20 protein-coding genes are annotated in these 19,847 nt (G+C 52.2%); 9 read left to right on the top strand and 11 right to left on the bottom strand.

Annotated elements, in window-relative coordinates; all coding sequences use genetic code 11:
- Positions 1–379: 379 nt before the first annotated feature.
- From B3007_RS02980 to B3007_RS02970, 3 genes are all read left to right on the top strand, one after another.
- Positions 380–1,342 carry an integron integrase gene (locus B3007_RS02980; protein ID WP_301376589.1) on the top strand — a complete coding sequence of 321 codons (963 nt, stop codon included), beginning with the start codon at positions 380–382 and terminating at the stop codon, positions 1,340–1,342.
- Positions 1,343–1,431: 89 nt separating this feature from the next.
- Positions 1,432–1,917: a phosphatidylglycerophosphatase A family protein gene (locus tag B3007_RS02975; RefSeq protein ID WP_068440532.1), complete on the top strand. Its 486-nt coding sequence runs from the start codon at positions 1,432–1,434 to the stop codon at positions 1,915–1,917.
- A 135-nt stretch (positions 1,918–2,052) separates the two neighbouring features.
- Entirely contained in the window at positions 2,053–2,682 is a 630-nt protein-coding gene (locus B3007_RS02970) for a hypothetical protein (protein ID WP_068440535.1), read from the top strand.
- A gap of 13 nt (positions 2,683–2,695) precedes the next feature.
- On the opposite strand, the gene B3007_RS02965 is transcribed toward B3007_RS02970, so the two are convergent.
- From B3007_RS02965 to B3007_RS02945, 5 genes are all read right to left on the bottom strand, one after another.
- Positions 2,696–3,568, bottom strand: a complete 873-nt coding sequence (locus B3007_RS02965) for an ATP-grasp domain-containing protein (RefSeq protein WP_301376588.1) — start codon at positions 3,566–3,568, stop codon at positions 2,696–2,698.
- Entirely contained in the window at positions 3,565–4,173 is a 609-nt protein-coding gene (locus B3007_RS02960) for a hypothetical protein (protein ID WP_301376587.1), read from the bottom strand. The genes B3007_RS02965 and B3007_RS02960 overlap by 4 nt, the downstream gene beginning before the upstream one ends.
- A 75-nt stretch (positions 4,174–4,248) precedes the next feature.
- Complete coding sequence (locus B3007_RS02955) at positions 4,249–4,926, bottom strand: zinc metallopeptidase (RefSeq protein WP_301376586.1); 678 nt, start codon at positions 4,924–4,926, stop codon at positions 4,249–4,251.
- Complete coding sequence (locus tag B3007_RS02950; RefSeq protein ID WP_297533107.1) at positions 4,926–5,750, bottom strand: mechanosensitive ion channel family protein; 825 nt, start codon at positions 5,748–5,750, stop codon at positions 4,926–4,928. Before B3007_RS02950 ends, B3007_RS02955 begins: the two co-directional genes overlap by 1 nt.
- Positions 5,743–7,791, bottom strand: a complete 2,049-nt coding sequence (locus tag B3007_RS02945) for a hypothetical protein (protein WP_301376585.1) — start codon at positions 7,789–7,791, stop codon at positions 5,743–5,745. The genes B3007_RS02950 and B3007_RS02945 overlap by 8 nt, the downstream gene beginning before the upstream one ends.
- 177 nt (positions 7,792–7,968) lie before the next feature.
- On the opposite strand from B3007_RS02945, the gene ribA reads away from it, so the two are divergent.
- A complete protein-coding gene (gene ribA / locus B3007_RS02940; RefSeq protein WP_068440551.1) occupies positions 7,969–8,583 on the top strand; it encodes a GTP cyclohydrolase II in 615 nt (204 codons plus the stop codon).
- A gap of 16 nt (positions 8,584–8,599) precedes the next feature.
- On the opposite strand, the gene B3007_RS02935 is transcribed toward ribA, so the two are convergent.
- From B3007_RS02935 to B3007_RS02915, 5 genes are all read right to left on the bottom strand, one after another.
- A complete protein-coding gene (locus B3007_RS02935) occupies positions 8,600–9,931 on the bottom strand; it encodes an HD domain-containing phosphohydrolase (RefSeq protein WP_273090996.1) in 1,332 nt (443 codons plus the stop codon).
- Positions 9,921–10,919, bottom strand: a complete 999-nt coding sequence (locus tag B3007_RS02930) for a sensor histidine kinase (protein WP_076517865.1) — start codon at positions 10,917–10,919, stop codon at positions 9,921–9,923. Before B3007_RS02930 ends, B3007_RS02935 begins: the two co-directional genes overlap by 11 nt.
- Positions 10,920–11,038: 119 nt before the next feature.
- Positions 11,039–12,910 carry a 1-deoxy-D-xylulose-5-phosphate synthase gene (gene dxs, locus B3007_RS02925; RefSeq protein WP_301376584.1) on the bottom strand — a complete coding sequence of 624 codons (1,872 nt, stop codon included), beginning with the start codon at positions 12,908–12,910 and terminating at the stop codon, positions 11,039–11,041.
- 149 nt (positions 12,911–13,059) lie between these two features.
- The gene (ispA, locus tag B3007_RS02920) at positions 13,060–13,935 is read right to left on the bottom strand and encodes a (2E,6E)-farnesyl diphosphate synthase (RefSeq protein WP_301376583.1); all 876 of its coding nucleotides are present in this window, start codon (positions 13,933–13,935) and stop codon (positions 13,060–13,062) included.
- On the bottom strand, positions 13,932–14,177 hold the full coding sequence (locus tag B3007_RS02915; RefSeq protein WP_301179598.1) for an exodeoxyribonuclease VII small subunit: 246 nt from the start codon (positions 14,175–14,177) through the stop codon (positions 13,932–13,934). The genes ispA and B3007_RS02915 overlap by 4 nt, the downstream gene beginning before the upstream one ends.
- Positions 14,178–14,320: 143 nt before the next feature.
- Here B3007_RS02915 and pomA point away from each other — a divergent pair, with 143 nt between their 5' ends.
- From pomA to B3007_RS02895, 4 genes are all read left to right on the top strand, one after another.
- Positions 14,321–15,079, top strand: coding sequence for a flagellar motor protein PomA (pomA, locus tag B3007_RS02910; RefSeq protein ID WP_301179597.1), 759 nt, complete (start codon positions 14,321–14,323; stop codon positions 15,077–15,079).
- 6 nt (positions 15,080–15,085) lie between these two features.
- Positions 15,086–16,063, top strand: a complete 978-nt coding sequence (locus B3007_RS02905; RefSeq protein WP_297533104.1) for a flagellar motor protein MotB — start codon at positions 15,086–15,088, stop codon at positions 16,061–16,063.
- Between the two features lie 14 nt (positions 16,064–16,077).
- The gene (locus tag B3007_RS02900) at positions 16,078–16,665 is read left to right on the top strand and encodes a PilZ domain-containing protein (protein ID WP_301376582.1); all 588 of its coding nucleotides are present in this window, start codon (positions 16,078–16,080) and stop codon (positions 16,663–16,665) included.
- 96 nt (positions 16,666–16,761) lie between these two features.
- Entirely contained in the window at positions 16,762–17,493 is a 732-nt protein-coding gene (locus B3007_RS02895) for a 16S rRNA (uracil(1498)-N(3))-methyltransferase (RefSeq protein WP_301376581.1), read from the top strand.
- On the opposite strand, the gene B3007_RS02890 is transcribed toward B3007_RS02895, so the two are convergent.
- Positions 17,456–18,136 (bottom strand): hypothetical protein, encoded by a 681-nt coding sequence (locus B3007_RS02890; protein WP_301376580.1) that lies wholly within the window; start codon positions 18,134–18,136, stop codon positions 17,456–17,458. The two genes, B3007_RS02895 and B3007_RS02890, sit on opposite strands and share 38 nt — an antisense overlap.
- Before the next feature lie 336 nt (positions 18,137–18,472).
- Between B3007_RS02890 and radA the strand changes: the two genes are divergently transcribed.
- On the top strand, positions 18,473–19,843 hold the full coding sequence (gene radA / locus B3007_RS02885; RefSeq protein WP_068435477.1) for a DNA repair protein RadA: 1,371 nt from the start codon (positions 18,473–18,475) through the stop codon (positions 19,841–19,843).
- Positions 19,844–19,847 lie beyond the last annotated feature (4 nt).

The raw sequence follows: 19,847 nt of genomic DNA, 5'->3' as shown, positions 1-19,847 counted from the left end.
TCCGTTTTATCGGGGCAAGATCATCCAACTATTATTCGTTTCAATTCGATCTCCTTTTGGCATTTAACAGCTTATTAGTGTGCGTGCGCGTTTATCCTGGGATACTCTTTCGAGCTTCCCTTGGTAACTTATTGAAAATAATGAAGAATCTTCCATAACTCAAATCTCCCATCAAGAAAAACGCGCACGCCTGTTATTTCGGCAACCCTGCGCACATAAACTTGTAAACCAAGTTTGCAAGTCTTTGATTCGATTGGAGTTTACGTTACCCCGCTCCGACAAAACGCGCAAGCACGAAAATAGAGCGTGCCAGATTTTCTTGAAATTCGCAAATCATACTGTATGTTTAACCAGTATACCTTTACATTTGGAGGCCAGGATGGCTAAGAGCAAATTTCTGACAGAAGTGCGCGAGTTCATGCGGCTGCATGGGTACAGTATTCGTACCGAACATACGTATATCTATTGGATCAGGTTCTATATCCGCTTTCATCGGTTGCAACACCCATCAACCCTTGGGCCTGAGCATGTCGTTATGTTCCTCAGCTTTCTTGCTAACCGCCGGGACGTCGCAATCAATACTCAAAAGGTTGCCTTGAATGCCTTGGCCTTCCTTTATAACAAATACCTTAACCAGCCATTGGGGGATATTGGCTTCACGTTCGCTACCCGCCCCCGGCACCTGCCTACTGTGCTGTCCTCAGCCGAAGTGGGGAAACTACTCGACGTGTGCAATGAGCGAGACCGCTTAATTTTTTCTCTACTGTTTGGATCAGGGCTACGTATCACTGAGTGTTTACGGTTGCGGATCAAAGATTTCGACTTTTCAAGAGGTACCCTGACGGTATTCGATGGGAAGGGGGCTAAAGATCGGGTAACTATCCTTCCGCAAAGCTTAAAGCCTGCCTGTCATGAGTTTTTTGAAATAGCCATCGCTTTGCAGAAGGAAGATAACAAACGTGGGGTTGGCCCTTCACTACCTGGCGCACTGGGTAAGAAGTATCCGTCTGCGCATTTGCAACCTGCATGGATGTTCGTTTTCCCATCTACGACTGTATGCAGCCATCCCTATACCAAAGTACTTTGCCGCCATCATTTGCACGACTCTGTGCCTCGCAAAGCGTTAAAGCAGGCAGTCATCAGTGCCGGGCTGACGTCGAAACGAATATCCTGCCATACCTTCCGTCATAGCTTTGCTACTGAGCTGTTACGCAGCGGCCGTGACATTCGTGCAGTTCAGGAGTTGTTGGGGCATAGCGATGTAGCAACGACCCAAATCTATACGCATGTTGTGGGGCAGCACTTTGCCGGGACCTCCAGTCCGTTGGATCTTCTGGTCTGAGTTGTTTCGCGCAAGCTTCGCGTTGCGCTCCTACAAAGGCGTTTTGTCGGTATACTCTCTGGTACGTTTTGACCTGTGCTGAGTATGTTATGACACCTCCTGATATGAAAAACCCGATTCACCTGTTGGCCTTTGGCCTGGGCTCTGGTCTGGCTAAGAAGGCGCCGGGTACCTGGGGCACTCTCGCCGCATTGCCTGTGTGGTGGTTTTTATTGCAGGGTGTACCGACCTTACCGTATATCGGCGTATTGCTCGCGGGTTTCGCCTTTGGTGTGGTGATATGTGAAATCACGTCCCGTGATATGGGGGTACATGACTTTGGCGGTATCGTTTGGGACGAGTGGATCGGGGTGTGGATTACGCTGTTGTGGCTGCCGATGTCGGGCAGTTTAGGCACCGATTTGCTGTGGTTGGCTTATGCGTTTGCTCTGTTCCGCTTCTTTGACATTATTAAACCGTGGCCCATCAAATGGCTCGATGCCAAAGTCCACGGTGGCTTTGGCATTATGATCGACGATGTAATCGCCGGTATTTTCGGCCTTGTGGTCGTGCAGTTAACGGCTGCTCTGCTCTGACGCCTAGCTATTTTCAGGGCACTATTGTACCACGCTGATCACCCTAACGGGTGATTGTGCAGGCAGAGTCATGATCCTGAGGTCATTTAGTGGTATGTTCTTTGGCGACGTATTCTGGGGTATGAGGAGCTTCCCATGACACAATCCGTATTTCCTGTTGCTTCGGTAGTTGCCGACGACACTCAAGATTTTCTTAAACAGTCAGACCCAGTCGCTTACGCCGTGTGGCGCCTTGCAGACGGCAGCCGATCAATTGAAACGCTGGCCGGTGATGCTGGCATTTCTGTTAAAGAATGCTGGACGGCTCTTGATCGTCTGGCCGATCAGAATGCACTTTCTGAGCGAGTGGCCCCACCGTCTGCCACGCCGCACCCAGCACTGCTGAATCGCCGTGAAGCTATGAGTAAGGTGATGATGGGTGCCTTAGGAGCGACCGCACTGATGAACGCCCCTCAGGTATTTGCGAACAGAGACATTTCTGTGGGCACAAACCCAGCTGTCGACACCCATGCCGCAGAACTGAAGCGACCAAAGGAGCAACACCGCAAGCAAGCTTCTGAGCAGCGGCATAAAGTAGTCGAGAAACGCAAAGCGTCGGAGCCGGATCAGAAAGCGGGCCAGCAGAAAGTCGTTGAGCAGCGTAAAAAGCAGGCAACTAAACAAGCCGCTGAAAAACGCAGCAAAGCAACTCAGCAGCGTGAAGCGGCCATGGAGAAAAAGTCGAAACGCGCTCAGCAGGAATCTAAGCGCAAAGCGGTACAGTAAGAAACTGCCGAGCTTAACCGGCCAGCTGCTCTTTGAGTCGCTGGCCTTTTTGTTTCAGATGACGAACTAAGTGGTCGGCAACATCCAGATCAATTGCGTGCTTAGGATGAGCAAAGTAGCAGGGAAAGTTCACTTCCAGAACGTATTCTCGTCCTGAGGTGTGCACCAGCACATCAACGCCACCAAATTCCAGCCCCAGCACCGCACAGGCATCAATCGCCAGCTGTTTCGCAGACTCAGGAGGAGGTGTAGTAAAACACTCTTTCTTGTCTTCATCGACGCAGGTTCTGAAGTCCCCCTCTTGAGGGATGTTCTGATAGGCTGCAGCGACTTCACCATTTACTACAAGCATCCGCCAGTGTTCTGCCGGTTCGACGCATGCCATCAAGTGAACGTACTGGCCGTGTGCGCTTTCAAGCGCATCAGCAACAGAATAAAAGGTTGGCCAGTTATCGACACGAACGACACCAACGCCCAATGATTTACCCGGGACTTTAAAAATTACCGGAAGGCCACCCAGCGCTTCAACCCTGCGCTTAAGTTCTTCGCGGTCGGTGGTCATGGCATGGAAAGTACGGGGCGTTTCGATGCCATTACGAGCAAGGAAGAGTGTCTGGTTATCCCAGATCAGAAAAGCCCCCAGAGCATCGCGGTAGCAGGTCGCTACGCCCGGATGCACAAGCTGCTGCTCTATCACACAAGACTCGTGAGTAATGGCAACCCGATAAAGGAGGTCGCCATGATTAAGTACAGGAGGCTCAACATGATCAAATAACGCTGGCTCGATAATAATCGGCTTAAGCTCGTGAGCATGAGCCGCCGCAACCAGCTGTTCAGTCAGGTCTTCGTCGGGCTCATCTGAGATGATGATGAGGCGCTGTGTCATGATCCGTTTTCAGCAGTCTTGCGCTGACCTTTCAGCAGTGATATTACTTTTTTCATATCAAACTGAATGGTCTGCTGGAGCAACGAGCCACGCAAAGTCTTCAGTTCGGTAGCAAGCTCATCTGTCATCTCAGTGTAGAAAGGCATGCGTACTGACATCTGTACCGTAAATACACCTTCACCTGCTTCGTCTTTCTGAATACGGTAAACGCTCAATTCCATATACTGGCGATTCGGCGGCCATGAAAGGAAGTCCAGAAGTACGACCTTTCCTTTCTCATCACCCACCAGCTGATACTTTGCACCGGGATTCAGAGCCTGCAGTCCTTCAACAAGGCGGACCGCTACTTTCTGAGGATCATCACCAATCTCTTCTATTCGATAATTGGCGTAAATAACCGTGCTGGTCCAGGTCTTGAAGTCTTCATTCGGTCTGATGTACTGCAAAGAGGTAACCCCCTCTTCTCCTTCAACGCGCGCAATTCGGGAGTAAACCTCGCCGTTCACGACGGGAACAACGTCCGCGGGCTTTAGCTCTTCAGCCTGAACACCGACACCCAGGAACAGAACAAATGAGACCACCAATATGTTTCGAAGCAACTGCATAAAACCACCATAGATAAAAGACACCTGTAAGACTACCGCCCGAACCTTTAAGCTTCAACGTCCGTAAGCGCATGTTTAACGCCTGAGTATCCGGGCAAGTGCGCCCAGATTAAGTAAGCTAGCGAGTGAACCAGCAACATAAGTCATGGCTGCTGCCGTCAGAATATGGCGCGCAGATGCCATGTCCGCCGAGCTTAGATACTGCCCTTCTTCGAGCATGGGCAGTGCTTTACCAAAACTGGCATCCCATTCAACGGGCAAGGTCACGAGGTTTACCAGCACTCCAATAAGCATGGAGCCAACCGCTGCGATGAGTGTCCAACGGGAAAGCGCCGGGTTAATCCAGATCAGCAGGGGCGTTGCCGCCAGAAACAGAGGTGCAGCCTTGCTTACAATCCAGCTCAAGCGGGCCAGGCCACCGCGTAGGGTAAACAAACTCTCGTTATTGTGATGCTGAATCGCATGCCCTACTTCGTGAGCTGCCACGACAACACCGGTCAGTGTACGCCCTTCAAACTTATCCTGGGTCAGGCGTACCGCTCTGTCCTGGGGGTCGTAATGATCGCCGTGTTCAGTAACCTCGACTTTGACGTCATCGATGTTGAGTTTCTGGAGCAGGTGCCTGGCCATATCGCCACCATTCCCCGGAAAGTCGCTACGCTCCTGACTGTGTTTTTTGAGTACAGATTTAACCCACAGACCAGGCAGGTACATGATCGCCATCACAATTACGACGAGAACCAGGTACAACATTACGTCCTCTCTGATGAGATCTTAGGACGAGCTATTTTATGCTCGTTTAATAACTGGGTACCACGCAGCACAATGTCACTCTGAAATGCTTTCTCGTAGCGCACATCAAGAACGTACGCTTTAACACGCAGGCGAATTGCCAGCATATGAGCGACTTCGAGTTCTTCGACAACGAATGAAACCGGCTTTTTAAGATAGGCATAGCGACTGGTAACGACGACCTCTTCAAGAAGTTTACGCGCCCAAGGGATATCAGCGTCCAACGCCAGATGGAAATCGGTCACCACCATCATGTCCAGTTCGCCAGCGTTACCAGACGACACGACGTCAGTTATAAAGCGGGAATTAGGAATCGTAACCAGATTATCGTCCAGCGTGACTAAACGCACAGTGCGTAGCCCGATAGATACAATTTCACCGTAGGTATCACCAAAACTGACCCGGTCGCCAACCCGGAATGGGCGATCAAACAACAACAAGATACCCGCAACCAACGAGGCCGCGATGTCTTTTAATGCAAAACCCAGGGCAACAGCGACGGAGCCAGCCGCAGCAAATATCAGCTCTTTGGGAGGCTGTAATACACCGATTAATAAACCGACGGTACCGAAAATATAAAGAGCAAAACTTAATAACGTCGAAATCTGAAGAATAAAGAATCGCCGCGCAGGGATTTTCTCCATCAACCGGTTACTGACATTATTCAGAGTTTTAGCTAACGCCCAGAGTGCAACGCCCCCTGCAAACAACAGGAAAATAGCGTAAAAGTTAAAAATGCCTGCAACACTCAGCAGGCCATCGACAAGACCACTGGTATCATTCATGCAACATATTCATCCTGTTAAGAATACTGACAACGGTGTGGTACCAGAGCGCGGTTATGCGGTAGCGTCCGTCCTCTCCTTTTTCGACGATTTCATCTTCCAACGTCGCCTTGAGTGAGAAACGGACTACGTTCTCGGAGAGATTTGTCACCCGCATAATTTCCGCTGTATTCAATGTGCCGTGTGTCACGATGGCCGCCAGAATAAACGACTGATTTGAGCCCGACTTTTCAATCCGGCTACCTGAAGGAATACGAGGTACCCTCACGGTCACTTCATTCCGCCGGGTCGTAACAGACTCCTGCCAAAGGCGTAACGCTGTAACAGGAACACCTCGACTCGCATCCCACAACAGGCTGAAGTACCTCTGTTCGGCATTGCGCAATGAATTATTAGCCGGCGCCCGCGTATCCATTAAAACATCGTCGTACCGAAGACGGTAACCGCTCTGCTGATTACGCGATAAAATCAAAGAACGGATTTCCGCCTGAGTCCAGCGCTTAACCCGAACGACATTGCGCATCTGATAATTGCGGCCAAATACATTACAGAGATAGGCCCAGCTCTGGTTATTCATGACAATCATCCAGAACAGGTTTCCAGCACGAGCATTCGTCAGGCTGAGCAGCGCCTGCCAGGCATCGAGAGCCCCGACATCAGCAAGGAACAAGTTCTCGGCGTTGTTAAGAACCAGGACAGTCGGCTCAAGTGCTTCATTGGCGTTAGCCAAAGCGACGGGCCCATCCGCGAGATCGACGCCGATCTGCTCGCCCACCAGCCCAAACAGAGTATTTGCATCCAGCGTTCGCGCCGGGATATCCAGCATCGAAATGCGAACTTCCTGGCTGCCAGCTGCAATTTCCTTGCAGAAGCGCTTCACCGCCGATTTTTTGCCGATACCCGGCTCGCCCGTCATCAGTAGGACATTGTCATCACCGCGATCAGCAATCCAGGCACTGTAGTACCGCTGAAAGACATCACTCAGTCCGGTGTTGATGATCGGGTACTCGACCTCACCATAGCTCTCAAACCAGCGCAGATAGTTCTCATCGGTACACTCTGCGACTTCGGCTTCTTCTGCGTCTTCCTGCAACTGATTCCGCATCCGGAACCATCGTGCACTCAGGCGCTGATACCATGCGAACTCCCCCAGCAACTGCTCAAGGAAAGCACGAAAGAACAACACCAGGTTTAGCGGAATCAGCAGAGGCAACAAGAAAACGGTTATGCGCCCCGCCGCCAGCGGCTCGATAACCGGGTCGAAACGCTCAGGTGTGAGTCGCTTAAGATTAATCACCAGAGGTTCGCGATAGAAGTTCAGCAGGTAACTCAGCATCAACCAGCTGAACAGCCAGACCAGTGCTCCGATCAGGTGACTTACTGCGGTACTTTGCAGCAGATATTCGGACAAGGTAATCACTACCCAAGGCAGCAGTAAAAGCGACGTCACCGAATGGGAACGACGCTCCAGAAGCTCAGTCGTCTCGCTATTGAGATAGCTGCCAGCGCCCTGACAGGCGCTGAGAAGAAACCACTCCAGAGACAGATTCACCAATACATAAATCACGTACACGGCGTAGAGCAGTGGTAGAGCACCGCCCGGCCCCGCTTCTGATGATGGAAACACAGGTACAAGCAGCGACGCCCACAAGAGGAGCAGCCAGGGTACCAACGGCGTGATACTGGTAACAAACCGGGTCAGTGCGCGCAGCCCCTTGTGTTTTATGTCGCCCGATACCAGTTGATTGTGCAGCCCGCGAAGGTAACCAGTCAGCCAGGCAGCAAACCAGCGCGACAGCGATCGCAGAGGCAGCAGTAATAAGAGAGGAAGGCCTGTGCGCGCGATGATGCTGACTTCTTCGCCACTGGGCATGCCCTGTAGCAACAGCGCCCACGCCCCAAGAACGCCTGCCATCACCGACTGTAACTCGCCCCACTCTCGCTCCAGCAGAGAAACAACCGCAGTCCGATCGACCGCTGCCCACGCACTCAAAGGCGCCGCAAACAACAGGGTAACAAATGTGGTCTTTTTTAATTTCATACTCTTCCTGAATAACAGGCGGGCTAAGGAAACGCCACCTGACGCCTATTAGCGGCTACTACGGCCTTGCCGTCAACCTGGGTTACGCAAAGAAACACCCTGTTCCGCTCATAGATTAGGCAATAAGAGCACCTGCTGATAGAATACGCGCCCTGTTTTACTCAGAGGGTAAGCCCCTTGAACATCAATTTCGTCGCCTCATGTAAGCTGCCAACACCCTTCGGTGTGTTTACCATGCATGGTTTTGAGGAAGCAGAAACAGGGAAAGAACATATCGCACTGACCATGGGCACGCTGGATGACGGTGAGCCGGTTCTGTTACGCGCCCACTCCGAATGTCTGACCGGTGACGCGCTGTTCAGCATGCGCTGTGACTGCGGTTACCAACTGGAAGAAGCACTCCGCTCCGTGTCTGAGGCCGGACGTGGCGTTGTTCTGTATCTGCGACAGGAAGGTCGTGGTATCGGGCTTCTGAACAAAGTGAAGGCCTATAACCTCCAGGATCAGGGTGCAGACACTGTCGAAGCAAACGAGCAGCTTGGTTTTGGCGCCGACATGCGAAATTACGGCATGTGCCAGCCAATGTTGGAGCATCTGGGTATCACTTCCATCCGCTTGATGACCAACAATCCGCGTAAAGTGAAAGCTCTGGGTGATGCTGGTGTCACGATCGAAGAGCGGGTCGCCATCGAAGTCGGTCGCAACCCCCACAACAACGGCTATCTGAACACAAAAGCCAGCAAGCTTGGGCATTACCTGTCGACTCATCAGGACGACGAGCCGGAAGCTTAATCATCTGCGCCGTAGGCTAGTCTTCATCCTGCGGCGGTTTCCTCACATGCACAAATATTTCGTGCCCCTCGAACTGACGCATCAGTGCCTGAAGTTTGGCAACATGCCGCTCAGTCAGCTGAGTGCCTGTTGAAAGCAGTACCGCACCACCGGGGCTGACCAGATTGCCCGCGAGAATCATGCCTTCTTTAACATCCGCGATATTCAGACGCTCCATACTGGAGATAGCGCCACCATCGTAGGTTTCCAGTGTTTCAGCAAAGACATCCACCAGCTCGCGGTCATAGCGTTGGCCGGCAAGTTTCAGAAGATATACCCGTGCATCCTTCTCGCTGAGAGGTTCTCCCAAAAAGTTACTTTCGCGCTGTAGCTCTGCATAGTCGCAAACGATGCGCAGAATCCGTGATGACTTGGGAATGGCATCCCCTGCCAAACGATCGGGAAAACCTTTACCGTTATAAAGCTCCATGTGCGAGCGAATAATGTTGGCGGCATTCTGCAGCGGCTCAAGCAGCATCAGTGAGGTCTGGCCGTTGATGGTAAAGCGCGCGTATTCCTGCTTTTCAGCGTTACTCATCTGCGGAATGGCTTTATTCAGAACCGAATCTGACAATGACATTTTACCGAGATTTTTTAGCAATGCTGCGTAGTAGGTGTCATTAATCTGAGCTTCATCCAGACCCGCATTTTTTGCGAATGAACGAACCAGTTCAGCGAATCTTTCGGTCGAGCCTTTTTCCATACCCAAGCGATCTTCCATGCTGCCCACAAGAATATGCACCATGGCATCAAACTCGTGACGCAGTGTTTTATAAGCTTCCTGCAGCTTTGCTTCCGCTTCACCCACCGCATCTGAAGAGGCTTCATATTTCGCTTGAAGCTCGCGATTAAGACGCGCCAGCTCGTCATTCTGCTCGACGATGTGCGCGCTCAGACGTTGGTTCGCTGACTTCAGTTCTTTTGATTCGAGCGCCTCTGCGACCATATCCCTGAGCTGATCATTGTCCCAGGGCTTAGAGATATAACGATAGATGTTGCCTTCATTTACCGCTTTAATGGCTGAATCAAGATCAGAATACCCGGTAAGCAGAACCCGGATCATGGCCGGATATTGTTCAAAGCAGGATTTCAGCAGCTCAGCGCCAGACATACCTGGCATGCGCATGTCCGAAATAATCATATCGAAAGAATCAGTTTCGAGAATGCTGAGTGCTTCTTCACCGCCATTTGCCAGCACGACATCGTAATGACGGTAGAACAGACGCTTTAACGCCTGCAGAACCCCCTGCTCATCATCGACCAGCAGTAACCGGCCACTTTTCTCCCGGCCTGTGGTTTCAATTGACATGGTCTTTCTCTCCATTGCGAACGGGTAGCGCCAGAGTGAAACGGGTGCCTTCACCCTCGCGACTATCTACTGAGATAGTCCCCTGATGCTCTTCTATTAATTTGTAGCACAAGGCCAGACCGATGCCCGTGCCTTTACCTTCTGCACGGGTCGTAAAAAATGGCTCAAATATATGGGCCTGCACCTCCGGGGACATTCCGCACCCGCTGTCTGAAATTTCAGTATAGAAGATATCCCCGCGATGGTACTGACGGACACTGACGGTACCCGTTTCTTCACCAATAGCATGCAATGCATTAATCATCATATTCATGATCACCTGTGCGAAGCGCGACGGGTGGCATAACATTAGCGGAGGGGTAATCAGATCCAGCTCAAGATTTACATTCGCAGGTAGCCTGCTGCGAATAATGTTAAAGACCGCCTGCAGATCTGTATTGATATCAGCAACCTGCATACTGGCGTCACCGCGACGGCTCAGCGTCTGCATGTCAGCCACGATACGTTCGATGTGGGCGATGCCTTCAAGGCAATCTTTCAGGCGCTCCGGCGCGCCCTTACACACCTCAGCAACATCGAGATTGTGATAGGCAGACAATGCCTTCTGGTAAAACGGGTTACGTATTTCAAGATGGTCGGAAGCTGAATCAAGAACACTGATGAAAGCGTTATAGGCCTCAATATCTTCATTCAGACCATGCAGATTGCTGTGGATGTAGGCGAGTGGATTGTTGATTTCGTGACCGATACCAGCCGCGGCCTCGCCTAACGTAGCAAGGCGCTCAGCCGAGAGGGCCTGAATTTCTATCCGCGCCTCGGCTCGTTTGCGACACCAGGCAGACACTCGCCAGATAACCAACGCGGAGAAGAGCACCAGTGCCGCACTCGCTATCGGAGATAAAGGACCAAACAATGCGGAAACAGCGTAGCCACACAAGGTCACGATAATCAGTGCAGAAATAGCGGTAAACTGGCGTCGCAGCGGCATGAGCCCCTCCGGAACTGAACCTTAATTCAGTTAAGCAGCTTCTATGTGAAGCGCTCGGCGACAGGGGCAAATAATGAGTGACTAATCAGACACTTAGGGCGCGCACACCCTGATCATAATCAGTCCTGAGGGAAGTGGCGACGAATAGCAGCCAGGATAGATGACTCATCGATACCGGCCACGACATGCTGCTGGGTCGGTGAATCGTGCTCAATGTAGGTATCCGGAATGCCAAGGACTTCAACAACCGACTTGAGCCCCTGATGAGCCAGCGACTCGAGTACAGCAGAACCTGCGCCACCCATTCGGGCGTTCTCTTCAACAGTCACTAAGAGGTCGTGCGTTTCTGCCAGTTCGGCCACCAGAGCATCGTCCATTGGCTTCACAAAACGCATATCAGCAACCGTAGCATCAACGACATCGGCTACTTTTAATGCGGCAGACAATGGGGCGCCAAACGCCAGGATAGCGACCTTCTTGCTTTGCGACTCACGACGAATAACGCCTTTCCCCAGAGGCAAGACTTCAAGTGGCGCATCAATGGCAGCACCTGTACCAGAGCCTCGAGGGTAACGAACAGCTGCTGGGCCTTCGTGCAGATAACCGGTATTCAGCATCTGCCGGCATTCATTTTCATCGGACGGCGTCATAATGACCATCTTAGGAATACAGCGAAGGTAACTAAGGTCATATGCACCGTGGTGCGTTGGGCCGTCTTCACCGACCAGCCCAGCGCGGTCAATGGCGAATAAGACATCGAGATCCTGGAGCGCAACGTCATGAATCAGCTGATCATATGCACGCTGAAGGAAGGTCGAATAGATAGCGACGACCGGCTTCACCTGTTCACAGGCCATCCCCGCAGCCAGAGTCACAGCGTGCTGCTCAGCAATGGCAACGTCGAAATAACGATCGGGAAATTCCTGTGAAAAGCGAATCAGGTCAGAACCTTCACGCATCGCTGGCGTAATACCCACGAGGCGCTCGTCCTGAGCTGCAACATCACACAACCAGCGACCAAATACGTTGGAATAGCTTGGTTTGGGTGTTTTCGCTGAGCCGCCCTTCTGGGCCTTCAGCGCGTGGTAGCGAATCGGCTCTTCTTCAGCGGGCGTGAAGCCTTTACCTTTCTGAGTGACGATGTGCAGAAAGCGTGGGCCTTTGAGTTTCTTCAGGCTACCGAGTGTCGCCACCAGCTCGTTCAGGTCATGACCATCGACCGGGCCGTAATAATTAAAACCCAGCTCTTCGAACAAAGTACCCGGAGCTACCATGCCTTTCATGTGCTCTTCAGTACGCTTTGCAAATTCCCAGGCGGCCGGAATATTCTCAAGCACACGCTTGCTGCCTTCACGCATGGCAGAGTAGGTCTGGCTCGACCAGATACGGGTGAAATATTTGTTCAATGCACCGACGTTATTCGAGATCGACATGTCATTGTCGTTAAGAATAACCAGCATATCGGCTTTTTCGTGCCCCGCATGGTTGAGAGCCTCAAAGGCCATACCGGCACTCATGGCGCCATCACCAATCACGGCAACGCTTTTGTTCGGTAGGCCACGCTGACGGAAACCAAGTGCCATCCCCAAAGCCGCACTGATCGACGTGCTTGAGTGACCAACGCCAAAGGTGTCGTATTCACTTTCTGTACGCAGCGGAAACGCAGCCGGGCCCTCGGCAGAACGGATCTTCGGCAACTGTTCGCGCCGACCGGTCAGGATCTTGTGTGGATAGGCCTGATGGCCCACATCCCAGACAATGCGATCATCTGGGGTATCAAAAACGTGATGCAGAGCTACCGTCAGTTCAACAACGCCCAAACCGGCACCAAAATGGCCACCCGACTGCCCAACGCTATAAATAAGATATTCACGCAGCTCACGACACAGAGGCTGTAACTGAGCAGAGCTCAGCTCGCGCAGGTCCGCTGGGGATTCAATCTGATCCAGCAGTGGCGTCTCTGGTCTGTGTTTGGGAATCTCTGTAAACATCTGAAGGAACTGCTTCCGGTAGAAAAAGTGCACCGGCAGCGCCGGAAAACTAAAGGGGGGCATTCTACCGGCTGAGAGACAAGATGAGTAGTTAAAACTCCCCTGCCCGGTAATACGGACAGGTGAGCTCTATCGTTGTTCCTGCGGTGTCAGTGATCGCGCTCAATAATGTAGCGCGCCAGTGACTCGAGTGTGGAGGTATCACCGGGCAAGCCCGCGAGTGCCTCAATCGCCTCATCGACCAGGGCTTTCGCACGCGTACGGGCTCCTTCAAGCCCAAGCAGTGACGGATACGTTGGTTTGTTCAACGCTTCATCCGCGCCCTGCTGTTTACCCAATACCGCGGTATCGCCTTCGATATCGAGAATGTCATCCTGTACCTGAAAGGCCAGCCCTACCGCTCTCGCGTAGGTATCAAGGGCTTCGGTGATGGATGCATCGGTGTTCTTATCAGCACAGATGGCGCCCATCTGCACGGCTGCCCTGATCAGCGCGCCGGTTTTATGCAGGTGCATATGTTCCAGTTGATCGACGGCCATCGACTTGCCGACGTTATTAATATCAATCGCCTGGCCGCCCACCATACCCGCGCTGCCAGCAGCACGACCGAGCACCTGCACCAGCTGCAGGCGCTGCTTTTCTGACAACTCTTTCGCAGAGGCTAATACTTCGTAGGCGCCATTGAGCAGTGCGTCTCCGGCAAGGATTGCAGTCGCTTCATCGAAGGCTATATGACAGGTTGGCTTACCGCGGCGCAGATCATCATCATCCATCGCTGGGAGGTCATCATGGACGAGGCTGTAGCTATGGATCATTTCAAGCGCGACGGCGGCACAGTCTGCAAGTGACTGCTCGGTATTGAGCGCATCCATGGTCGCGTAGACGAGATACGGCCTCAGACGCTTGCCACCATTCATCAGGCCATAATGCATAGCATCAGCCAGACGCTGATCAGCGATGCCCAGATCCGCGAGTCTGGCTTCAGCCAACTCAGCGACGCGGGCTTGCAAAGGCTGCAGGTTCATTCGCCGGCGTCTCCGCCCTGGAATGGCTGGGCGTCACTCTGACCATTGCGCTCCATAAGAAGCTGCACTCGCTGCTCGGCTGCCGTTAATGCTTGCTGGCACTGGCGAGTGAGGCCAATACCTTTTTCGAATGCTTCCAGGCTGTCTTCAAGGGTCAGCTCACCGCTTTCCATACGGGTGACCAGAGCTTCGAGTTCAGACAAGGCCGACTCAAAACCAAAGGATGAGGATTTCTCAGACATAGTTACTCCTGTCGTAAGGCTCGAACACTAAACCCAAGGCATGAGCGGGTCAACACAGGCTTTTTTTGTCAGATCACAGGAAGAACTGCAGGAAGCGTCTAAACTCTGTTACAGAAGCTACCTCAGTATGGAAAGGAGTGAGTGTGGATCTCGCGTCATTAGTAGGCCTTGTCGGCGCGTTCGGTATCGTAATTTTCGCCATGATTCTCGGTGGCGATATCACCATGTTTGTTAACGTGCCGTCGCTGCTGATTGTTATTGTCGGAAGTCTCTTTGCTGTAATGATGAAATTCGAGCTGGGCCAGTTTCTGGCTGCCGGAAAAGTCGCGGGCAAAGCATTTGCGTTCAAATTGATCAAACCTGAAGACCTGATTGGTGAAATTGTCGAGCTCGCCGGGCTTGCCCGTAAGGGGGGCCTGTTGTCTCTGGAAGGCAAAGAGGTCAGCGATGAATTTCTGAGTAAAGGGATTCAGCTACTCGTGGATGGTCACGACCCCGACGTTGTGAAAACCCTTCTCAGTAAAGAAATGAAACTCGCCAGTGAGCGCCACGATACCGGCATTACGATTTTCAAATCACTTGGCGATGTCGCACCCGCCATGGGGATGATCGGCACCCTGATTGGCCTGGTCGCCATGCTGGCAAACATGGATGACCCGAAAGCCATCGGCCCAGCAATGGCGGTAGCCCTCCTGACTACACTCTACGGCGCCATGGTTGCAACCATGTTGTCGCTGCCCATGGCAGATAAGCTGAATCTGAGAAAAAACGAAGAAGATCGGCTTAAGTCGATGATCATTGACGCCTTACTGGCAATTCAGAACGGTCAGAACCCCCGTGTTATTGAATCCATGTTGCAAGCCTACATCCAGGAAGGCAAACGCGTAGCGGCGAGCGAGTAGTAAGTCATGGCTGAAGAAGAAGACGAATGTCCACCCTGTCCCGATGGGATACCCGGCTGGGTAATGACCTTTGCCGACCTGATGTCGCTGCTGATGTGCTTTTTCGTACTCCTGCTGTCTTTCTCAGAAATGGACGCACGCAAGTTCAAACGTCTGGCCGGCGAACTCAGAGATGCCTTTGGTGTGCAGACGGTTGTTAATGCCAGCGATCCGCCCAAGGGGACCAGTGTGATTGCCCGGCACTTCAGTCCGTCGATTCCTGAACCGACACCGATTAATGAAGTCCGGCAAAAAACCAGCGACATCACCAAAAGCTCACTGGAGGTTCTGTGTCAGGATGAGGTGACGCAGCAGGAAGAACGTCAGGGCGACCGCGGTATGCAAACGCGTGAAGTCGTCGTGCCACGCGAGGACATCGAAAATAAAAAGAGCGAAGAAATGGCCGTCGAAATGGCTGCTCAGCTTGAAAATGAAATCGCACAGGGTCAGGTCGAGATTGAAACCGTGGGTAAGAAAATCATTATCCGCATTCAGCAGAGAGGCGCTTTCCGCTCGGGTTCAGATTATATCGAGGATCGTTTCTTACCTGTGATCGACAAAATCCGGGAAGTACTCGTTGATATTCCGGGCAAGATATCTGTGGAAGGGCACACCGATGATATTCCGCTCGCGGGCGGCCCATTCCGTTCGAACTGGGGACTATCGACTGCTCGTGCAGTTGCATTTGCACAGGAGCTGTTTATTGCTCCCGAAATGAACTCGGATCGGTTCCAGGTGGTGGGCCACGCAGATAAAAAGCCACTGGTGCCTAATATTGATGACGCATCCCGCGCACGTAACAGACGCGTGGAGATCGTCATTTTGCGTACGCACGAATTTGATGATGACGATCAACCGGAAATCACTCCGACGCAACAGGAGATTGATGACGCGGCGACAGCCCGCCCGGAAGATTTTGAATTAAATCCCAACGAAATATTCTGATCGGGAGAGAGACGATGGAAACTGGAACAATGGAAGAGAGACGCCGTTATTTCCGCCTGGATGATGAGGTCATCCTGGACTTTGAAGCCATCTCACAAGAAGAGGTACAACGCTGGAAGGCCCGCCATCAGGATCATATCAATGAGTTGGCAGAGCTGGAGCGGGACATCGCTGGTGTCCTTCATCAGGTACAGGCACAGAACCCCACTGTTGCTCGCTTGTTTGAGCTGCTGAACCAGAAGGTCAACCTGCTGAACTCCCCAGTGGGGCCGGATGCGAAACCAGAACTCTCGCAGACCGAAGTGCGTACGCGGGTGAATCTGAGTGCCTGCGGCATGGCGTTCCACTCCACAGAACCGCTTAGTAAGAGCGACAATCTGCGGCTGCAGATGCAGCTGAAACCGTCTAATATTCCCGTGACTCTTATGGGAACGATTGTTGGTGTGGAGCATACAGCAGATCCTGATGCTCCCTACCTTGTACGCGTTGACTTCGAAGGCCTGAGAGAGGCCGAACAGGAAATCCTGATTCACCACCTGTTCCAGCTACAGTCGCGTCGTCTGCGCTCTGAGCGCGAAGCTCAGAACGACGCTGCCTGCTGAACCCTATTCCACCGAGCCTTTTTTACTGCAGTAAAAAAGGCCTACCCTCTGCTATCATGCGTTTTAATTCATTCACTTTTACTCTAATGAGAGCGCATGATGTCTGGCCCTCGCATCTATACTTCCGAGTCACTCGCTAGCAGTACAACCATCGCACTGGATGATCAGGCAGTGACGCACCTGGTACGCGTTTTACGTATGAAAAAGGGTGACGATGTACGGCTCTTTAATGGCGACGGTTCTGAATACCAGGCACAGCTCATCATTGAGAGCAAAAAATCGGCATCGGCATCTGTCACTCATGCAATCCGGCAGGATGCTCCGCTGAAACTGGAGATACATCTGGGTCAGGTCATCTCAAAAGGCGACCGGATGGACTTCACTATCCAGAAAGCGACCGAGCTGGGCGTAACTGACATCACCCCTCTGACCAGTGAACGCTGTGATGTACGCCTGAAAGGCGACCGGATGGAAAAAAAGCTCGAGCACTGGCAGAAGGTAGCCATCTCAGCCTGCGAACAGAGTGGAAGAAACACCGTCCCGGTAGTTCATCCGCCAAAGTCGCTTAGTGACTGGAGTTCAGGAATAGAAGCCGACAGAAAATTGCTACTCCACCCTCATAACCAGAAGCCTCTCGTATCCGATCAGTCTCCAGAAAGCATTGCGCTTCTGGTAGGCCCTGAGGGTGGTTTCTCTGACATCGAAGTGACTCAATGCCAGGAGGCAGGGTTTGATGGTCTTTTATTGGGACCTCGTATATTGCGTACTGAGACCGCGGCGCTGACGGCTCTCAGCGTTCTTCAGTATGTGTGGGGTGACTTTCGCTAACGAGGCGGATGCCTTTCCAGTCCCAGTATGAGGATAAGAAATAGATCCCGATAAACAGGGTCGCCCACCATTCAATGATGCGCTTACCGTGACTCATCTCGATTCCAACGGTGACTCCGGCAAAGGCAATAAACATAAACCACAGAATTCCCATTACTGCTGTTTTCACCGCAAAGCTAGGGACAGCCAACCCCTGTTTTCTTGCCTTAAACGTCAAGACGTAGGCTGTGGTCAGAGCAATCAACATCCCCTGAAAAAACAGATTGGCGCCACGTACGTGCACACCCCAACGGGTATCTGATTTTTCTGGTAGCAACACCGCGGTACCAGCCAACAGACCAATGGCGGCCAGAACTCCGAAAAACTGCATTGCATTCAGCGCGATACGCCCGGAATACGGGCTCAACCAGACGCGGTATACCTGCCACCAGACCACAAAAAATGCACAGGCCGCAATCATTCCCCCACGAAAAATAAAGCCTGCATCGCCTTTCATCCCTGTATGGGTAATATCAGTACAGCCATCAAAAAATGGATTACATAATTCTGCCGTACCGGCTGACGTCCCAACAAAGTAAGTGACCGCAATCGTCCCCATAGAGAGAACGAAGGATGCTAACGCAATAAACTGACCGAACGACACGAAACCTCCCGAACAGCCCGGATTTCATTGGGCCATCAAAAATAAAGCGACATCATATCAATCAACACACCCCTGTAGAACTTTTAACATCTGCAATTAAGCGGTAACGGCGACAACTTCGCCTGCAGGCGTCATCGACTTGGGCACGCCGTAGATACATCCCTGTAGGCTCGGGCACAGCATCCATGCTGTGCACGCCCCTCGCCGACGATCCCTGCAGTTCATACATTCGCTGAAGCCGCAACACCGTGATATCTCATTCGACTATGTCGAAGATACACTCAAATACGAGTACACTTTTGACCACTATCCAGTATGAGAAACAGCGAACGCTACATGGCCAAAAAGAAAACCGCCTACGTCTGCAATGAATGCGGCGCAGATCACAGCAAATGGCAAGGCCAGTGTGCCGGTTGCGGGCAGTGGAATACTCTGCAGGAATTTGTCGTGTCTTCAGCGAAGACCGCTGCGCGGGATACCAGATTCAGTGGTTATGCCGGCGATGCCGGTGCCAGTGATGTTATTAAACTCGCCGACGTCGATCTCGCCGAACTGCCAAGATTCAGTTCCGGCATGCAGGAGTTCGATCGGGTGTTAGGTGGTGGCCTTGTGCCAGGCTCCGCCATTCTTATTGGTGGTCACCCGGGTGCAGGTAAATCAACGCTGTTGCTTCAGACTTTGTGTTATCTGGCGACACAGATGCCAGCCATCTACGTGACTGGTGAAGAAAGTCTGCAACAGGTGGCGCTGCGCGCAAACCGCCTTGGGTTGCCGACTGATCAGTTACAGATGCTGAGTGAAACCAACGTCGAGCGACTGACTAATGTGCTGCAGCAGCATAAGCCTCGTATCGTCGTGATCGATTCTATTCAGGTTATGCATGTGGATGGCATAGAGTCTGCGCCGGGCAGTGTTTCACAGGTTCGTGAAAGCGCAGCGTATCTGACCCGTTTTGCGAAACAGACAGGAACAGTTCTGTTTCTTGTCGGGCATGTGACGAAAGATGGTTCACTGGCGGGGCCGAAAGTCCTTGAGCATATGATCGACTGCTCAATCATGCTCGAGGGCTCAGGCGACAGTCGCTATCGGGTACTGCGCGGTATCAAAAACCGGTTCGGTGCCATTAACGAGCTGGGCGTCTTCGCTATGCTCGAGCGCGGCCTGAAAGAGGTTAAAAACCCAAGCTCGATTTTTCTAAGTCGCGGCGATGAACCTGCTGCGGGCAGTGTTGTGATGGTGATCTGGGAAGGCACACGCCCACTGCTTGTTGAAATTCAGGCATTGGTCGACGACAGCCATTTCGGGCATCCGAAACGGGTCGCCGTTGGCCTTGATCAGAATCGTCTGAACCTGTTGCTTGCAGCATTACATCGCCATGGCGGTATCCACCTTGGCGATCAGGATGTGTATATCAATGTGGTGGGTGGCGTGAAGGTAAACGAAACAGGAGCCGACCTGGCGCTCTTGTTAGCGGCACTGTCCAGCTTCCGCAATCAACCTCTTGAACAAGGCCTGATTGTCTTTGGAGAAGTAGGCTTATCCGGAGAAATCCGACCAGTACCCTCAGGTCAGGAGCGGATAAAAGAAGCGGCGAAGCATGGCTTTACCCGGGCAATTGTTCCCAAAGCGAATGTACCCAAGCAACCCGTTGAGGGTATGGAAGTGATCGGCGTTGATAAACTTCAGGAAGCTATCGAACGCCTGTAAGAAG

It is taken from the genome of Thalassolituus sp. UBA675 (assembly GCF_002297765.1).
In the GTDB taxonomy this organism is placed as follows: Bacteria; Pseudomonadota; Gammaproteobacteria; order Pseudomonadales; family Oceanobacteraceae; genus Thalassolituus.
This window is presented reverse-complemented; position numbering and strand designations above follow the sequence as displayed.

What these genes read in the sequence shown, in the direction of transcription:
- B3007_RS02980 (WP_301376589.1), top strand. Translation starts at nt 380, where the DNA reads ATGGCTAAGAGCAAATTTCTGACAGAAGTGCGCGAGTTCATGCGGCTG.
- B3007_RS02975 (WP_068440532.1), top strand. Translation starts at nt 1,432, where the DNA reads ATGACACCTCCTGATATGAAAAACCCGATTCACCTGTTGGCCTTTGGC.
- B3007_RS02970 (WP_068440535.1), top strand. Translation starts at nt 2,053, where the DNA reads ATGACACAATCCGTATTTCCTGTTGCTTCGGTAGTTGCCGACGACACT.
- B3007_RS02965 (WP_301376588.1), bottom strand. Translation starts at nt 3,568, where the DNA reads ATGACACAGCGCCTCATCATCATCTCAGATGAGCCCGACGAAGACCTG.
- B3007_RS02960 (WP_301376587.1), bottom strand. Translation starts at nt 4,173, where the DNA reads ATGCAGTTGCTTCGAAACATATTGGTGGTCTCATTTGTTCTGTTCCTG.
- B3007_RS02955 (WP_301376586.1), bottom strand. Translation starts at nt 4,926, where the DNA reads ATGTTGTACCTGGTTCTCGTCGTAATTGTGATGGCGATCATGTACCTG.
- B3007_RS02950 (WP_297533107.1), bottom strand. Translation starts at nt 5,750, where the DNA reads ATGAATGATACCAGTGGTCTTGTCGATGGCCTGCTGAGTGTTGCAGGC.
- B3007_RS02945 (WP_301376585.1), bottom strand. Translation starts at nt 7,791, where the DNA reads ATGAAATTAAAAAAGACCACATTTGTTACCCTGTTGTTTGCGGCGCCT.
- B3007_RS02935 (WP_273090996.1), bottom strand. Translation starts at nt 9,931, where the DNA reads ATGTCAATTGAAACCACAGGCCGGGAGAAAAGTGGCCGGTTACTGCTG.
- B3007_RS02930 (WP_076517865.1), bottom strand. Translation starts at nt 10,919, where the DNA reads ATGCCGCTGCGACGCCAGTTTACCGCTATTTCTGCACTGATTATCGTG.
- dxs (WP_301376584.1), bottom strand. Translation starts at nt 12,910, where the DNA reads ATGTTTACAGAGATTCCCAAACACAGACCAGAGACGCCACTGCTGGAT.
- ispA (WP_301376583.1), bottom strand. Translation starts at nt 13,935, where the DNA reads ATGAACCTGCAGCCTTTGCAAGCCCGCGTCGCTGAGTTGGCTGAAGCC.
- B3007_RS02915 (WP_301179598.1), bottom strand. Translation starts at nt 14,177, where the DNA reads ATGTCTGAGAAATCCTCATCCTTTGGTTTTGAGTCGGCCTTGTCTGAA.
- B3007_RS02905 (WP_297533104.1), top strand. Translation starts at nt 15,086, where the DNA reads ATGGCTGAAGAAGAAGACGAATGTCCACCCTGTCCCGATGGGATACCC.
- B3007_RS02900 (WP_301376582.1), top strand. Translation starts at nt 16,078, where the DNA reads ATGGAAACTGGAACAATGGAAGAGAGACGCCGTTATTTCCGCCTGGAT.
- B3007_RS02895 (WP_301376581.1), top strand. Translation starts at nt 16,762, where the DNA reads ATGATGTCTGGCCCTCGCATCTATACTTCCGAGTCACTCGCTAGCAGT.
- radA (WP_068435477.1), top strand. Translation starts at nt 18,473, where the DNA reads ATGGCCAAAAAGAAAACCGCCTACGTCTGCAATGAATGCGGCGCAGAT.